At 72.1% G+C, this 14,182-nt stretch carries 12 protein-coding genes and 3 pseudogenes; 9 read left to right on the forward strand and 6 right to left on the reverse strand.

The genetic code is table 11. From position 1 onward, the window contains the following. Nucleotides 1–428: pseudogene (locus FNH09_RS36950) on the reverse strand (hypothetical protein); the annotation flags it as partial. A gap of 98 nt (nucleotides 429–526) precedes the next feature. On the opposite strand from FNH09_RS36950, the pseudogene FNH09_RS36955 reads away from it, so the two are divergent. From FNH09_RS36955 to FNH09_RS36965, 3 genes and pseudogenes are all read left to right on the forward strand, one after another. Next, nucleotides 527–1,656 (forward strand): annotated as a pseudogene (locus tag FNH09_RS36955) (adenosine deaminase). A gap of 19 nt (nucleotides 1,657–1,675) precedes the next feature. Beyond that, nucleotides 1,676–2,383, forward strand: a complete 708-nt coding sequence (locus FNH09_RS36960; RefSeq protein WP_152894254.1) for a glycerophosphodiester phosphodiesterase — start codon at nucleotides 1,676–1,678, stop codon at nucleotides 2,381–2,383. 159 nt (nucleotides 2,384–2,542) lie between these two features. Next, nucleotides 2,543–3,706 (forward strand): serine hydrolase domain-containing protein, encoded by a 1,164-nt coding sequence (locus FNH09_RS36965; RefSeq protein WP_152894255.1) that lies wholly within the window; start codon nucleotides 2,543–2,545, stop codon nucleotides 3,704–3,706. Here the strand turns inward: FNH09_RS36965 and FNH09_RS36970 are convergent. Further along, nucleotides 3,699–4,220 carry a hypothetical protein gene (locus tag FNH09_RS36970; RefSeq protein ID WP_152894256.1) on the reverse strand — a complete coding sequence of 174 codons (522 nt, stop codon included), beginning with the start codon at nucleotides 4,218–4,220 and terminating at the stop codon, nucleotides 3,699–3,701. The genes FNH09_RS36965 and FNH09_RS36970 overlap by 8 nt on opposite strands. Nucleotides 4,221–4,313: 93 nt before the next feature. Here FNH09_RS36970 and FNH09_RS36975 point away from each other — a divergent pair, with 93 nt between their 5' ends. Further along, on the forward strand, nucleotides 4,314–4,793 hold the full coding sequence (locus FNH09_RS36975; protein WP_152894257.1) for a winged helix-turn-helix transcriptional regulator: 480 nt from the start codon (nucleotides 4,314–4,316) through the stop codon (nucleotides 4,791–4,793). Nucleotides 4,794–4,842: 49 nt separating this feature from the next. Here FNH09_RS36975 and FNH09_RS36980 read toward each other — a convergent pair whose 3' ends face one another. The 3 genes from FNH09_RS36980 to FNH09_RS36990 form a co-directional block, all read right to left on the reverse strand. After that, the gene (locus FNH09_RS36980; RefSeq protein WP_152894262.1) at nucleotides 4,843–6,033 is read right to left on the reverse strand and encodes a polyamine ABC transporter substrate-binding protein; all 1,191 of its coding nucleotides are present in this window, start codon (nucleotides 6,031–6,033) and stop codon (nucleotides 4,843–4,845) included. A 190-nt stretch (nucleotides 6,034–6,223) separates the two neighbouring features. Further along, nucleotides 6,224–7,438 carry a sensor histidine kinase gene (locus FNH09_RS36985; protein WP_152894258.1) on the reverse strand — a complete coding sequence of 405 codons (1,215 nt, stop codon included), beginning with the start codon at nucleotides 7,436–7,438 and terminating at the stop codon, nucleotides 6,224–6,226. Continuing rightward, entirely contained in the window at nucleotides 7,435–8,091 is a 657-nt protein-coding gene (locus FNH09_RS36990; RefSeq protein ID WP_152894259.1) for a response regulator transcription factor, read from the reverse strand. The genes FNH09_RS36985 and FNH09_RS36990 overlap by 4 nt, the downstream gene beginning before the upstream one ends. Before the next feature lie 209 nt (nucleotides 8,092–8,300). On the opposite strand from FNH09_RS36990, the gene FNH09_RS36995 reads away from it, so the two are divergent. After that, nucleotides 8,301–8,978 (forward strand): hypothetical protein, encoded by a 678-nt coding sequence (locus FNH09_RS36995; RefSeq protein WP_202919835.1) that lies wholly within the window; start codon nucleotides 8,301–8,303, stop codon nucleotides 8,976–8,978. Nucleotides 8,979–9,081: 103 nt separating this feature from the next. Here FNH09_RS36995 and FNH09_RS37000 read toward each other — a convergent pair whose 3' ends face one another. Continuing rightward, a complete protein-coding gene (locus tag FNH09_RS37000; protein ID WP_162469670.1) occupies nucleotides 9,082–10,521 on the reverse strand; it encodes an aminobutyraldehyde dehydrogenase in 1,440 nt (479 codons plus the stop codon). A 168-nt stretch (nucleotides 10,522–10,689) separates the two neighbouring features. Between FNH09_RS37000 and FNH09_RS37005 the strand changes: the two genes are divergently transcribed. The 4 genes and pseudogenes from FNH09_RS37005 to FNH09_RS37020 all read left to right on the forward strand — a co-directional run. After that, a complete protein-coding gene (locus FNH09_RS37005) occupies nucleotides 10,690–11,208 on the forward strand; it encodes an Lrp/AsnC ligand binding domain-containing protein (RefSeq protein WP_162469671.1) in 519 nt (172 codons plus the stop codon). 2 nt (nucleotides 11,209–11,210) lie between these two features. Further along, nucleotides 11,211–12,575 (forward strand): aspartate aminotransferase family protein, encoded by a 1,365-nt coding sequence (locus tag FNH09_RS37010; RefSeq protein WP_162469672.1) that lies wholly within the window; start codon nucleotides 11,211–11,213, stop codon nucleotides 12,573–12,575. Nucleotides 12,576–12,796: 221 nt separating this feature from the next. Further along, complete coding sequence (locus FNH09_RS37015) at nucleotides 12,797–13,543, forward strand: ABC transporter ATP-binding protein (RefSeq protein WP_152894261.1); 747 nt, start codon at nucleotides 12,797–12,799, stop codon at nucleotides 13,541–13,543. Then, a pseudogene (locus tag FNH09_RS37020) lies at nucleotides 13,525–14,182 on the forward strand (hypothetical protein); the annotation flags it as partial. The gene FNH09_RS37015 and the pseudogene FNH09_RS37020, both read left to right, overlap by 19 nt.

A 14,182-nucleotide genomic window follows, 5' to 3' on the forward strand; every position in this document is an offset into this window, starting at 1 on the left:
GGGGCGAACGGACCTGCCCACGGCTGGTCCGTCCCGGCGCCGGGTGCCGCGGGGTACGTGCCGCCCGGGCCGCCGAACGGCGCGCCGGGCGCCGTGGCATCGCCCGCGTCCGGCATGGTCACGGCCGGCTGCCGGTCGTGGACGGTCGGAGCGGCGGGAGCGGGCCAGTCGGGTGCGGCGACGGTGTGGCCGGGCCCGTCACCCGCGGCCGAATCCGTCGGCGGAGCCCAGGGATTCGTCGCGCCGGCCCCGGCGGCCCGCGCGGTCCCGGACTCGGTGGACACCCCGTCCGCCTGCACGGCGTCCGCGGGCACCCCGTCCGCCGACCGCTTGCCGAGGGACACCGGAGGAACCGTGCCATCGGCCGGAACCGGTCCGTGTGCGGCCGCGTTCTCCGCTGTCTCCGGCGTCGACGCGTCGTCGGACATGCGCGGGGTCCCCTCTGTTGTACGTGCCGTCATGCTAAGGCCCTCGCTCTTCCGGCGGGGGCCCGGCCTACGATGATCCCCGAGTCGTCGATCAGCCGATCACCCGCGTCCCGCCCGGCGCCACAGCGTCCGGGACGCCCGCCCCGGGGAGGACCCCATGACCACCCACGCCGACGCCGGACGCGACCCGCGTGCCTCGCACGACCTGCACGCCTTCATCGCCGGACTGCCCAAGGCCGAACTGCACGTGCACCACGTCGGCTCCGCCTCCCCCCGGATCGTCTCCGAACTCGCCGCCCGGCACCCCGACTCCAAGGTCCCCACCGACCCCGAGGCCCTGGCCGACTACTTCACGTTCACGGACTTCGCCCACTTCATCGACGTGTATCTGTCCGTCGTCGATCTGATCCGCACCCCGGAGGACGTCCGGCTGCTGACCTACGAGGTGGCCCGGGACCTGGCCCGGCAGCAGGTGCGCTACGCCGAGCTGACGATCACTCCGTTCTCCTCGACCCGCCGCGGCATCGACGAGGTCGCCTTCATGGACGCGATCGAGGACGCCCGCAAGGCGGCCGAGGCCGAGTTCGGGACCGTGCTGCGCTGGTGCTTCGACATCCCCGGCGAGGCGGGTCTGGAGTCGGCCGAGGAGACGGCCCGGCTCGCCACCGACGACCGGCTGCGACCCGAGGGCCTGGTGTCCTTCGGGCTCGGCGGACCGGAGATCGGTGTGCCGCGGCCGCAGTTCAAGCCCTACTTCGACCGCGCGATCGCGGCCGGGCTGCACTCCGTACCGCACGCGGGCGAGACCACCGGGCCCGAGACGGTGTGGGACGCCCTGAACCACCTGGGCGCCGAGCGCATCGGCCACGGCACCAGCTCCGCCAAGGACCCCAGGCTGCTGGCCCACCTCGCCGAGCACCGCATCGCGCTGGAGGTGTGCCCGACCTCCAACATCGCCACCCGCGCCGTCCGCACGCTCGACGAGCACCCGATCAAGGAGTTCACCCGGGCCGGGGTCCTGGTCACGATCAACTCCGACGACCCGCCGATGTTCGGCACCGACCTCAACAACGAGTACGCCGTGGCCGCGCGGCTGCTGGACCTCGACGAGCGGGGCGTCGCCGACCTGGCGAAGAACGCCGTCGAGGCGTCCTTCCTGGACGCGGCGGGCAAGGCCCGGATCGCCGCCGAGATCGACGCCCACACCTCGGCGTGGCTCGCGCGCTGACTCGCGCACAATGGGGTCCATGCAGACCCTGACCGCCGTGGCCCACCGCGGCGACCCCTACCGCTTTCGTGAGAACACGGTCGACTCGCTGCGTTCCGCGCTCCAGCAGGGCGCGGACGCGGTCGAGTTCGACGTACGGCTCACCCGCGACGGCGTCCCCGTGCTGCTGCACGACGAGACGCTGAAGCGGCTGTGGGGACACGACCGGCCGCTGCGTTCCCTGACCGCGGACGAGGTGCGGGCGCTGACCGCGGGCGGAGTGCCGACGCTCGCGGAGGCACTGGCCGCGACGGACGGACTGCGGGTGATGATCGATCTGCCGGGTCTGGCCGGCCGCCGCTCGGCCCAGGCGGTCCTGGACGTCGTCCGCGGCTGCGGTGCGCAGGACCGCGCCTACTACTGCGCGGACGCCGAGGCGATGCTCGCCGTCCGGGCCGCCGACCCGGCCGCCGAGATCGCCCTGACCTGGACGTCCCTCGCGCCGCCGCGGCCCGCGCTGCTGGACGTCGTACGCCCGCGGTGGCTCAACTACCGGTTCACCCTGGTGGATCGCGAGCTTGCCGCCCGGGTCCACCACGGCGGCCGACTGCTCTCCGTCTGGACCCCCGACACCCGCCGCTCGATGCGCCGTCTGATCGACCTGGGCGTCGACTCCATCACCACCAACCGCATCGACGCCCTGCGCGTACTGCGGGACAACAGGGAATTCGGCCGCCCCGCCCCCTAGGGGAGCCCACTCGGGCAAGTCCCTTACGCGGCAGGCCGATCGGCCGGGGAGAACCAGGGTCGGACGCCCTCCTCGGAGACGATCCGGCAGCCCGCGCACGGCACGAGGATGATCGCGAACCGCTCGCAGATCCGGCCTCGACCTCCTCAGGAGCATCCGATGCGCGCTCACCGTCGCACCCTCGCCCTCGCCGCCTCCGTCGTCCTCGCGCTGACGGCCGGCCCGCTGGCCGCCCCGGCCTTCGCCGCCCCCGCGGCGGCCGCCCGGGCGTCCGCCGCCGACACCACGACCGGCCCGGACGCCGAGGCGCTGCGCGCCGCGATCGCGGGTCTGCCGGACGCGGACGCCACCGCCGCGCTGGTCCGGATCGGCGGCACCGACGGCGCCTGGCGCGGCAGCGCGGGCGTGCACGACCTGGCGAGCGGCCGGGCGGCGGACCCGGACGCCCGCTTCCGGGCCGGTTCGACGACGAAGGTGGTGACGGCGGCGGTCGTGCTGAAGCTGGCCGCACAGGGCCGGATCGACCTGGGCACGCCCGTCCAGCACTATCTGCCCGGCCTGTTCACTCCCGCCTTCGAGCCCATCACCGTACGGCAGTTGCTGAACCACACCAGCGGCATCCGGGCGGGCGACGGCTGGGGCGACTCGTTCGAGGAGCAGTACGCGCACCGCTTCGACACCCTGACCCCACGCCAGGTCGTGCGGTCGGCGGTGGCCAAGGGGCCGGAGTTCCGCCCCGGACACGGACAGGACTACCTCAACATCAACTACACCGTGCTCGGCCTGCTGGTCGAGAAGGTGACGGGCCACTCGTACGCCTCGGAGGCCACCCGGCTCGTGCTGCGCCCCGCCGGGATGCGGGACACATACTTCCCCGGCGCCGACCCGCGTATCCGGGGCCCGCACAACCACGGTTACCAGGCGGTGCGGCGGGCCGACGGGACGACGGAGTTCGTCGACGTGACGGAGTGGAACCAGGCGGACCGTCGGGCGGCCGGCGACATGATCTCCACGACCGCCGACCTGGAGCGGCTGGTCACCTCGCTCTTCCGGGGCCGGATCGTGCCCGGCCCGCAGCTGGCGGAGATGTTCACGGTCCCGTCCGGCGTCCCGGGCGCCTCGTACAGCGCGGGGCTCCAGCGGTTCGAGTACCAGGGGCGGGAGTACTGGCTCAAGTCCGGCGCCCGGTACGGCTACAGCACGGTCGTCGCCGCGACCCGCGACCTGAGCCGGACCGTGGTCTACTCGGTCGGCTCGACGGACGCCAAGGGCGAGGAGATGAACCCGGTGTCCCTGCGGATCGCCCTCGCCGCGCTCAAGTAGCGGGCACGGGAGCGGGAGCGGAGGTCAGCGCCTCCAGGAGCTTGATCCGCCTGCGCACGACGTACAGCGGGATCACGCCGAACACCCCGAAGGACATGTCGACGACCGTCCACCAGAAGGGGATCCCCCGCACGGGGCCGCAGATCAGCGCGAGCGGGATGATCCCGGCGCAGGCGATCATCGCGAACTCCACGACCCAGATGTTGCGTACGGGGTCGCGGTACGGGCCGTAGAAGGCGACCGCGATGACGAGGTGCGCGAACGCGAGCCAGTCCGTGCCGTACAGCAGGAAGGGGTACGCGGCGTCGGCGCTGTCCAGTCCGGTCCGCACCCGCTCGATCCAGCCCATCAGGGCGGGCAGGCGCTCCGGGACGGACAGGGCCCGCAACAGGTCCTCGGTCCAGCGCAGTTCGTGCACCAGGGGGAAGGCCGTGGCACCGCTGAGCACCAGGCAGACGACGAAGATGACCAGCCACACGCGAATGCCCTTCAGCAGGGCGGCTCTGTCGCTCATGGCCCGAGCGTACGCCTTTATTGAACATGTTCAAAAGTGTTGCGGGGGGTCGTCTTCTGGATGTCAATCTCGCAGTCTGCCTACGATGGCGGTATGACGTGGCTTGAGACGAGCACCGACAACTGCACGCTCCAGCGGACCCTCGACCTGGTCGGCGAGAAGTGGTCGCTGCTGGTCGTCAGGGACGCCATGAACGGCGTGCGGCGCTTCGACGACTTCCGCCGGCACGTCGGTCTGTCCGAGAGCGTGCTGGCCGACCGGCTGCGCAAGCTGGTCGCCGCGGGGATCATGCGCACCGTCCCCTACAACGAGCCCGGCAGCCGCACCCGCCACGAGTACCGGCTCACCCGCAAGGGCTGGGAGCTGTGGCCCGCGGTGATCGCCCTGAAGCAGTGGGGCGACCGCCATGCGGCGGACCCGGAGGGGAGCCCCCTGGAGGTCGTGCACGGCGAGTGCGGCGAGCCGGTGGAAGCCGTGGTCGTCTGCACGGCGGGACACGGCACGCTCGCCCCGCCCCAGGCACGGACCCGCCCGGGCCCGGCCGCCCACCCCCTGGACCTGGCCGGCCGCTAGGACTCCCCGGTCCAGGACTCCGTGGCCGAGGACCCCTCAGCCGCCGGCGTCACAGGCCGACGATCGTGTTCCAGCGCTTGGCGAACTCCATGCGCTCGGCGGAGGTGATGTCCCGGGCGATCGCGAGCCGCTTGCGCATGGTCGCGTCGGGGAAGATCAGCGGGTTCTCCGCGAGGGCGGCGGTGTCCTCGTCGTCGGAGGCGGCCAGCACCTCCTGGGCCGCCGGGACCGGGCAGACGTAGTTCACCCAGGCCGCGAGCTCCGCGGCGACCTCGGGATCGTAATAGAAGTCGATCAGCCGTTCGGCGTTCGCCTTGTGCCGGGCCAGGTTGGGGATCATCAGGGAGTCCGACCACAGCTCGGCGCCCGACTCGGGGACGACGAAGCGGATGTCGGGGTTGTCGGCCTGGAGCTGGATGACGTCGCCCGAGTACGCCTGGCAGGCCAGTACATCCCCGCTGACCAGGTCCTTGGTGTAGTCGTTGCCGGTGAAGCGGCGTATCCGGCCCTGGTGGACGTACTTCTCGACCTGGTCGCAGACGGTGTGGAAGTCGTCGGCCGTCCACCGCGTGACGTCGACCCCGTTGCCCTGCATCAGCAGCGCGAACGACTCGTCGAGTCCGGACAGCAGGGTGACTCGACCCTTCAGGTCGTCCGCCCACAGGTCGGAGACCTGGCGTATCTCCCGGCCCAGCCTGCGGCGGTCGTACGCGATGCCGGTGATGCCGGACTGCCACGGCACCGTGAACCTGCGGCCCGGGTCGAAGGCGGGTGAGCGCAGCAGCGGGTCGAGGTACTTCGCCACCCGGGGCTGGCGGGCCCGGTCCATCTCCTGCACCCAGCCGAGCCGGACGAACCGCGCGCACATCCAGTCGCTGATGACGATCAGATCGCGGCCGGTCGACTGGTGGTTCATCAGCGCGGGGCTGATCTTTCCGAAGAACTCGTCGTTGTCGTTGATCTCCTCGACGTAGTCGACGGAGATCCCCGTCTGCTTGCCGAAGGCCTTCAGCGTGGGCCGCTCGGTGGTGTCGTCGTCGTCCGTGTCGATGTACAGCGGCCAGTTCGCCCAGGTCAGCCTCTTGTCGGAGCCGGAGAGGTCGGCGGCGGCCCGGTCGCCGGGTGCCACGTACGCGGCGGGCACACCGCAGCCGGCGAGTCCGCCCAGCAGCGCACCCCCGCCCAGCGCGCGCAGGAGGGTCCGACGGGCGACGGGCATGGTGCTGCGAGGCAGAGACATGGGGGACATGCGGGACAGCATGCCTGTCACGCGCACGACCGGACAATCGACGCTGCGTCGAGCTCGGCGGCCCGGCCCCGACATCTTGTCGACCATGGGCGCCTCAGGTCTCCCCCAACCCCATGTCCGGGGCCGGGCGGTCACGCCCAAGTCCGGGCCGGGCGGGCGCCCCCGAGTCCGGGCCGGGCGGTCAGCAGCCCCGGCGGGCCGCCGCCACCTCCGGCTCCATCGTGGTGGCGGGCGGGGCGCCGGGACAGCGGGGCAGGCCGACCTCGACCACCAGACCTCCCCGGGGCCGGGTCCTGGCCAGCACCCGGCCGCCGTGCGCGGCGACCACGGCCGCCACGATGGACAGTCCGAGGCCCAGCCCGTCCCGGCTGCGGACGCGCTCCGGCCCCAGTCGGCGAAACGGCTGGAACAGCCCCTCGGCCCGGTCGGCCGGGATCACCGGACCGCTGTTCTCGATCCGCAGCCCGGCCCGGCCGGCCGCGTCCGTCCCCGTCCACACGGTGACCCAACCTCCCTCGCCCGCCGGAAGGTTGTGCCGTACGGCGTTCTCGGTGAGGTTGACCACGAGCCGCTCGACGAGTTGGGGGTCGCCGAGCACGGGGGCGGACTCCAGGCGGGCCTCGACGCGCGGGCCCGACCGCGGCAGATGCTCCCGCACGATCGCCGCCAGGTCGACGGACTCCCTTCGTTCCAGGCCACGTTGGCTGCGGGCCAGCGTCAACAGCGCCTCGATCAGCCGTTCCTGTTCCTGCCCGGCAGCCCGCACCCGCAGCAGCGCCGCCCGCAGCTCCGGGGCGCGGGCGTCGGGGTCGGCGAGGGTCACGTCGACGATGGTCTGCTGGAGCGTGAGCGGGGTGCGCAGTTCGTGCGAGGCGTTGGCGACGAACTGCCGCTGTGCCTCGAACGCGCCCTCCAGCCGGGCGAGTACGTCGTCGAAGGTGTCCGCCACGGCCTTCAGCTCGTCGTCGGGCCCGGGTACGGCGAGCCGCTCGTGCAGGTTGTCGGCGGAGATCCGGCGGGCGGCGGCCGTCATGGTGCGCAGCGGCGCCAGCACCCGGCCGGCCATCAGCCAGCCGAGCGCGAGCGAGGCCAGCGCCATCACGGCGAGCGCGACGGCGCCCTCGACGAGGAGGTCGTGCAGCTGGCCCTCGCGCAGGATCTCGGCGACGGCGTTGATGGTCGCCGCCGGGGTGCCCGGGTCCGCCGGGTCGAGGGCGCCGCCCGAGAGGCCGGGGCCCTGCACGGAGGTGACCGTCCTGGCGCCGGACTCGGAGTGGGCGGCGAGGAAGTAGACGAAGGCCAGCAGCAGCGCGCCGGCCGCCACGAACAGCGCGCTGTAGAGGAGCGTCAGACGCCATCGGATGCTGCGCGCGAACCACTGGGCGGAGCCGGTCATCGGATGCGGTACCCGGCCCGGTCCACCGTCTCGATCAGCGGTGGCTCCCCCAGCTTGCGGCGCAGTCTGCTGACGGTCACCTTGACGGTCTGGCTGAAGGGGTCGGCGGCCTCGTCCCAGGCCCGCTCGAGGAGTTCCTCGGTGGACACGGCCGCGCCCTGCGCGCAGAGCAGGAGTTCGAGCACGGCGAACTCCTTGGGGCTGAGCGGCAGGCGGAACCCGGCCCGGCTCGCCTCGCGCCGGGCCGGGTCGACCCGCAGTTCACCGCGGACCAGCACCGGCGGCAGGGCGGGCTGCGCACGGCGGGCCAACGCCCGGATCCGGGCGACCAGTTCGGCGAAGGCGAAGGGCTTGGGCAGGTAGTCGTCGGCGCCGAGCCCGAGCCCGGCGACCCGGTCGGCCACGGTGCCGGACGCGGTGAGCATCAGGACCCGGGCCCGTCCGCCGCCGGCCGCCAGCGTCCGGCACACCTGGTCGCCGTGGACCACGGGCAGGTCCCGGTCGAGCACGACGACGTCGTAGCCGTTGACCTCGGCACGCTCCAGGGCGGTCGAACCGTCGAGCGCCAGGTCGACGGCCATGCCCTCCCGGCGCAGCCCGGCGGCCACGGTCTCGGCGAGTTCCCGGTGGTCCTCGGCCAGCAGCACACGCATGGCGCCCAGTGTGGTGGGTCGCCGGTTACACGCGCGTAAGAGCGGCCGGTCCCCCGGCGCGGACGGCCCGGCGGGGGCGGCCGTCGGCGCGGTTACACCCGTATAAGGGCGGCCGTTCCCGTGCCGTAACCGCCCACCGGGTTCCGTAGGCCGTGGCCGCACCGGCAGCACCGCGGCCACAGCCATCCGTCCTACCTCAGGAGGAATCCATGCGTGCTCCGGCACCCCGGGCGCAGTTGCTCACTCTGGGCGTCGCCGTCCTGTCGGCCGCCGCCCTGTGCACGGCCACCGCGTCCGCCGCGTCGGCGGCCGGCGCCCCGACGAGCGCGAAGCTCCGTACGACCACCGCGACCGCCACGTCCGTCGTGCACGAGCAGGGCGGGCGGACGAAGGACGAGGCAGGCCACGGCGGCGGGACGACGGGCGGCGCGGGCCACACCGGGGCGGGCCAGGCCGGACCGGCCACCGGCTTCGGCGTCGCCTACCACCCCACCGCCGACGCCCCCGGCGACGTCAACGCGGCGAACAAGAGGTTCGCCGTGTGCATGCGCCGGGCGGGCCAGAAGACCGTCCCGGACATCCACGCGTCCAAGGACGCAAAGGGCCGTGTCCAGTTGCAGGTGAGGATCACCGACAAGGGCGGGACGTTCGACCCGACGTCCAAGCGGTACCAGAAGGCGCTCAAGACGTGCGGTCCGATCATGGCGAAGGCGGGCGTCACCTTCCCGGCCGGTGCCGAACTGCCGCCGCTGCCCGACCTGCCGGGCGAGCCTGGCAAGCCCGGGAAGCCGGGGAAGCCGGGGAAGCCCACCAAGGTCACGAGCCGCGTGATCGAGGAGTCCGGTGGGCCCACGCTCGTCACGAGCGGTGTCGACGAGCGCGCCTGACCGTACCGCCAGGGGGAACGGCGCGGCCCCGGACGGGAGTTCCCGTCCGGGGCCGCGCGTGTCCGGCACACAGGTGCTCAGCGGGCCGCCGGCCCGCCGTGCGTCACGCGTCCAGCGACGTCATCACGTGCTTGATGCGGGTGTAGTCGTCGAAGCCGTACCCCGACAGGTCCTTGCCGTAGCCGGACTTCTTGAAGCCGCCGTGCGGCATCTCGGCGACCAGCGGGATGTGGGTGTTGATCCACACACAGCCGAAGTCGAGCTTCTTGGACATCCGCATGGCGCGGGAGTGGTCCTTGGTCCACACCGAGGAGGCGAGGGCGTACTCGACGCCGTTGGCCCACTCCACCGCCTGGTCCTCGTCCGTGAAGGACTGGACGGTGATGACCGGTCCGAAGACCTCGTTCTGGATGATCTCGTCGTCCTGCTTCAGGCCGGAGACGACGGTCGGGGCGTAGAAGTAGCCCTTGTCGCCGACCTGGTGGCCGCCCGCCTCGACCTTGGCGTGGGCGGGCAGCCGCTCGACGAAGCCGGAGACCTGCTTGAGCTGGTTGGGGTTGTTGAGCGGGCCGTACAGCACGTCCTCGTCGTCCGGCTGACCGGTCTTGGTCTCGGCGGCGGCCTTCGCCAGCGCGGCCACGAACTCGTCGTGGATGCCCGCCTGGACGAGGACGCGGGTGGCGGCCGTACAGTCCTGGCCGGCGTTGAAGAAGCCCGCGACGGAGATGTCCTCGACGGCCTTGGCGATGTCGGTGTCCTCGAAGACCACGACCGGCGCCTTGCCGCCCAGCTCCAGGTGGACGCGCTTGACGTCCTTGGCGGCGGACTCGGCGACGGACATGCCGGCGCGTACCGAGCCGGTGATGGAGGCCATCGCCGGGGTCGGGTGCTCGACCATCGCGCGGCCGGTCTCGCGGTCGCCGCAGACGACGTTGAAGACGCCCTTGGGCAGGATCGAGCCGAGGATGTCGGCGATCAGGACGGTGGAGGCGGGGGTGGTGTCCGAGGGCTTGAGGACGACCGTGTTGCCCGCCGCGATCGCCGGGGCGAACTTCCACACGGCCATCATCATCGGGTAGTTCCAGGGCGCGACCTGGGCGCAGACGCCGACCGGCTCGCGCCGGATGATCGAGGTCATGCCGTCCATGTACTCGCCGGCCGAGCGGCCTTCGAGCATCCGCGCGGCACCCGCGAAGAAGCGGATCTGGTCGACCATCGGCGGGATCTCCTCGGACCGGGTGAGTCCGACGGGCTTGCCCGTGTTCTCCACCTCGGCGGCGATGAGTTCCTCGGCGCGCTCCTCGAACGCGTCCGCGATCTTCAGGAGGGCCTTCTGGCGCTCGGCGGGGGTCGTGTCGCGCCAGGCGGGGAACGCCGCCGCGGCGGCCGCCATCGCGGCGTCCACGTCCGCCGTTCCGGACAGGGGCGCGGTCGCGTACGCCTCGCCCGTCGCGGGGTTGACCACCTCGGTGGTCCGTCCGTCGGCGGCGTCCCGGAACTCACCATCGATGTAGTTGCGCAGACGACGCAGCTCGGTGCTCACTGCCGGCCTCCTGTCAGGTCGAACTGTCCAATCGCTGAGACACCCACCCTAATCCGCAGGCCCACGTTTTCAACACCCCCAAGCGGGCTACCGCTGCGAAATCCGCAAACTTGGGCCTCGCAGACAACGAATTTCATCGGTAAAGCCTTGCGGAACGGTCGAGACGTCGTGCAGAGTGAAGCCGTGGCCAGTCGAAGCGCAGACCAGAGGGACTCGCCCCGCGAGCCCAGGAACGGCACTCCTCACCTGGATGCCGTCTCCCTCGCGATCATCCAGCAGCTCCAGGAGGACGGCCGCCGGCCGTACGCCGCGATCGGCAAGGCCGTCGGCCTGTCCGAGGCGGCCGTGCGCCAGCGCGTCCAGAAGCTGCTGGACCAGGGCGTGATGCAGATCGTCGCCGTCACGGACCCGCTCACCGTGGGCTTCCGCAGGCAGGCGATGGTGGGCGTCAACGTCGAGGGCGACCTCGACCCCGTGGCCGAAGCGCTGACCGGCATGTCGGAAGTCGAGTACGTGGTGATGACCGCGGGCTCGTTCGACATCCTCGCGGAGATCGTCTGCGAGGACGACGACCACCTGCTGGACGTCATCAACAAACGCATCCGGGCCCTGCCCGGCGTGCGCTCCACCGAGAGTTTCGTCTACCTGAAGCTCAAGAAGCAGACCTACATGTGGGGAACCCGATAACCGTGAGCACCAAGGACCTCAGCCGATCCGCGTACGACCACCTGTGGATGCACTTCACCCGCATGTCCTCGTACGAGAACTCGCCCGTCCCCACGATCGTCCGTGGTGAGGGCACCTACATCTACGACGACAAGGGCAAGCGCTACCTCGACGGTCTCGCGGGTCTGTTCGTGGTCCAGGCCGGCCACGGCCGCACGGAGCTGGCCGAGGTCGCCGCCAAGCAGGCCTCCGAGCTGGCCTTCTTCCCCGTGTGGTCCTACGCCCACCCCAAGGCCGTCGAGCTGGCGGAGCGTCTCGCCCACCACGCGCCGGGCGACCTGAACAAGGTCTTCTTCACCACCGGCGGCGGTGAGGCGGTCGAGACCGCCTGGAAGCTCGCCAAGCAGTACTTCAAGCTCAAGGGCAAGCACACCAAGTACAAGGTGATCTCCCGCGCGGTGGCCTACCACGGCACCCCGCAGGGCGCCCTGTCCATCACCGGCCTGCCGGCCCTGAAGGCCCCCTTCGAGCCGCTGGTGCCGGGCGCGCACAAGGTCCCGAACACCAACATCTACCGCGCACCGATCCACGGCGACGACCCCGAGGCCTTCGGCCGCTGGGCCGCCGACCAGATCGAGCAGGAGATCCTCTTCGAGGGCCCGGACACCGTCGCCGCGGTCTTCCTGGAGCCGGTGCAGAACGCCGGCGGCTGCTTCCCGCCCCCGCCCGGCTACTTCCAGCGCGTCCGCGAGATCTGCGACCAGTACGACGTGCTGCTCGTCTCGGACGAGGTCATCTGCGCCTTCGGCCGGCTCGGCACGACCTTCGCCTGTGACAAGTTCGGCTACATCCCGGACATGATCACCTGCGCCAAGGGCATGACCTCGGGCTACTCCCCGATCGGCGCCTGCATCGTCTCCGACCGGATCGCCGAGCCGTTCTACAAGGGCGACAACACGTTCCTGCACGGCTACACCTTCGGCGGCCACCCGGTCTCCGCGGCCGTCGGACTCGCCAACCTCGACCTGTTCGAGCGTGAGGGCCTCAACCAGCACGTGCTGGACAACGAGGGCAACTTCCTCAAGACCCTCCAGAAGCTGCACGACCTGCCGATCGTCGGCGACGTCCGCGGCAACGGCTTCTTCTACGGCATCGAGCTGGTCAAGGACAAGGCGACCAAGGAGTCCTTCAACTCCGAGGAGACCGAGCGCGTCCTGTACGGCTTCCTGTCGAAGGCGCTGTTCGAGAACGGCCTGTACTGCCGTGCCGACGACCGCGGCGACCCGGTCATCCAGCTCGCCCCGCCGCTGATCTCCAACCAGGAGACCTTCGACGAGATCGAGCAGATCCTGCGCGCGACCCTGACCGAGGCGTGGACCAAGCTCTGATCCCTCGCGTCTGACCCCTCGCGTCGATCGTCCCCAGGGATGATCGGCACCGGCCCCGGTATCGACCGTTCGAGTGAGAAACGGCGATCCGGGGCCGCGTGCTGTCCGGCCTCCCGCCGTCGCCTGCCTAGCGTGCCAGTGACCGATCGGCCCTGCCTTCGTTCCCCCGGACGGGGTAACGAAGGCAGGGAAATCACGGATCTGAACCGAGGTGTACGCCTATGGAGGCCCCGCCGGACAACGACGTGCTCTGGGCACGCTCCCTGCACTTCACGCACGACGACGGCTCGCCCGCGCTCGCCGGGGTCTCGCTCGGCGTCCGGGAGGGCGAGATCCTCGCCGTCAGCGGCCCGCGCGGCAGCGGCAAGACCACCCTGCTGCGCTGTCTGTCCGGCCTGGTGCGGGTCCGGCGCGGCGAGGTCTGGTTCAACAGCGTCCCCGTGCACACCATGGGCCCCGTCTCCCGGGAACGCATGCGCCGGGACCGCTTCGGCTGGATCGACCCGGCGCCCGTGCTCGTGCCTGAGCTGAACGTCTGGGAGAACGCGGCGCTGCCCCTGATGCTGCGCGGCACCAGCCGCCGCCGGGCCAAGGTGGCCGCCCTGGAGTGGCTGGAGCGCCTCGACATCGGCGACACCGCCCGCAGGCGCCCGCACCAGCTGCGCCAGGCCGAACGCCAGCGGGTCTCGATCGCCCGGGCCCTCGCACCCGCCCCCACGGTCCTGTTCGCGGACGAGCCGACGGCCCCCCTGCACCGCGCCGACCGCGCCCACGTCCTGCGCACCCTCACCACGGCGGCCCGCTCGCACGGCATCACGGTCGTCCTCGCCACGCACGACGCGGAGACCGCCGCCCTGGCCGACCGCAGGGTGTCCCTGCTCGACGGACGGCGCGTGCACACCCTGCACCTGCCGCCGGTCACCGAGGCCGAGACGGAAGGCCGGGCCGCGTGCTCGCTCTCCGCCTGAGCCGCCTCGCCCACCCGGCCGTCCAACTGCGTCGCCTGCTGGTGGCGGCCGCCTCGGCAGGCACCGGATTCCTGCTGCTGGGCAGCCTCGGCTACGCGATGGGCCACCCGGACACCCCCGCCGGCACGCTTCTGCTGCGTCTTGCCTGGTGTGCGGTGCCGCTGGCCGCCACGGTCCAGCTCGCGGTGGCCGTCGCCCGCACCGACCCGGCCACCAGGCCGCGGACCGGCCTCGCGGCGATCGGACTCGGACCGGCCCGGCTGATGGCGATCTCGGCGACGACGACCGCGCTGTCCTGCACCCTCGGCTCGACGGTGGCGCTGTTCTTCTTCCTCCACCTGCGCGGCGACCTCACGGGCATGCCGTTCGACGGCGCGGCGGCACAGTTCCTGGCGGCCGGCACCCCGCTCCCCCTGGCGGGTGCCCTGACCCTGCTGGCCGTGCTGCCCGCCGTCGCCTCGGCGGCCGCGGCCCTCGCGCTGCGCCCGCGCGACCCGCGGTACCCCCCGGCCCGCACCTCGGCCCGGGGCTACGGCCGCTTCGGCACCTCCGGCCGGACGGGGGCGCGCGAGACGTTCGGGACCTACGCCAGATTCGGCGCCCGGCTGCGGACGACCGGGTCCGCGGGGGGCGCGGGTG

Source organism: Streptomyces adustus, assembly GCF_009377175.1.
GTDB classification, from domain to species: domain Bacteria; phylum Actinomycetota; class Actinomycetes; order Streptomycetales; family Streptomycetaceae; genus Streptomyces; species Streptomyces adustus.

Excerpts from the sequence above, each read along its gene's own strand:
- FNH09_RS36960 (WP_152894254.1), top strand. The coding sequence starts at position 1,676 with ATGCAGACCCTGACCGCCGTGGCCCACCGCGGCGACCCCTACCGCTTT.
- FNH09_RS36965 (WP_152894255.1), top strand. The coding sequence starts at position 2,543 with ATGCGCGCTCACCGTCGCACCCTCGCCCTCGCCGCCTCCGTCGTCCTC.
- FNH09_RS36970 (WP_152894256.1), bottom strand. The coding sequence starts at position 4,220 with ATGAGCGACAGAGCCGCCCTGCTGAAGGGCATTCGCGTGTGGCTGGTC.
- FNH09_RS36975 (WP_152894257.1), top strand. The coding sequence starts at position 4,314 with ATGACGTGGCTTGAGACGAGCACCGACAACTGCACGCTCCAGCGGACC.
- FNH09_RS36980 (WP_152894262.1), bottom strand. The coding sequence starts at position 6,033 with ATGTCTCTGCCTCGCAGCACCATGCCCGTCGCCCGTCGGACCCTCCTG.
- FNH09_RS36985 (WP_152894258.1), bottom strand. The coding sequence starts at position 7,438 with ATGACCGGCTCCGCCCAGTGGTTCGCGCGCAGCATCCGATGGCGTCTG.
- FNH09_RS36990 (WP_152894259.1), bottom strand. The coding sequence starts at position 8,091 with ATGCGTGTGCTGCTGGCCGAGGACCACCGGGAACTCGCCGAGACCGTG.
- FNH09_RS36995 (WP_202919835.1), top strand. The coding sequence starts at position 8,301 with ATGCGTGCTCCGGCACCCCGGGCGCAGTTGCTCACTCTGGGCGTCGCC.
- FNH09_RS37015 (WP_152894261.1), top strand. The coding sequence starts at position 12,797 with ATGGAGGCCCCGCCGGACAACGACGTGCTCTGGGCACGCTCCCTGCAC.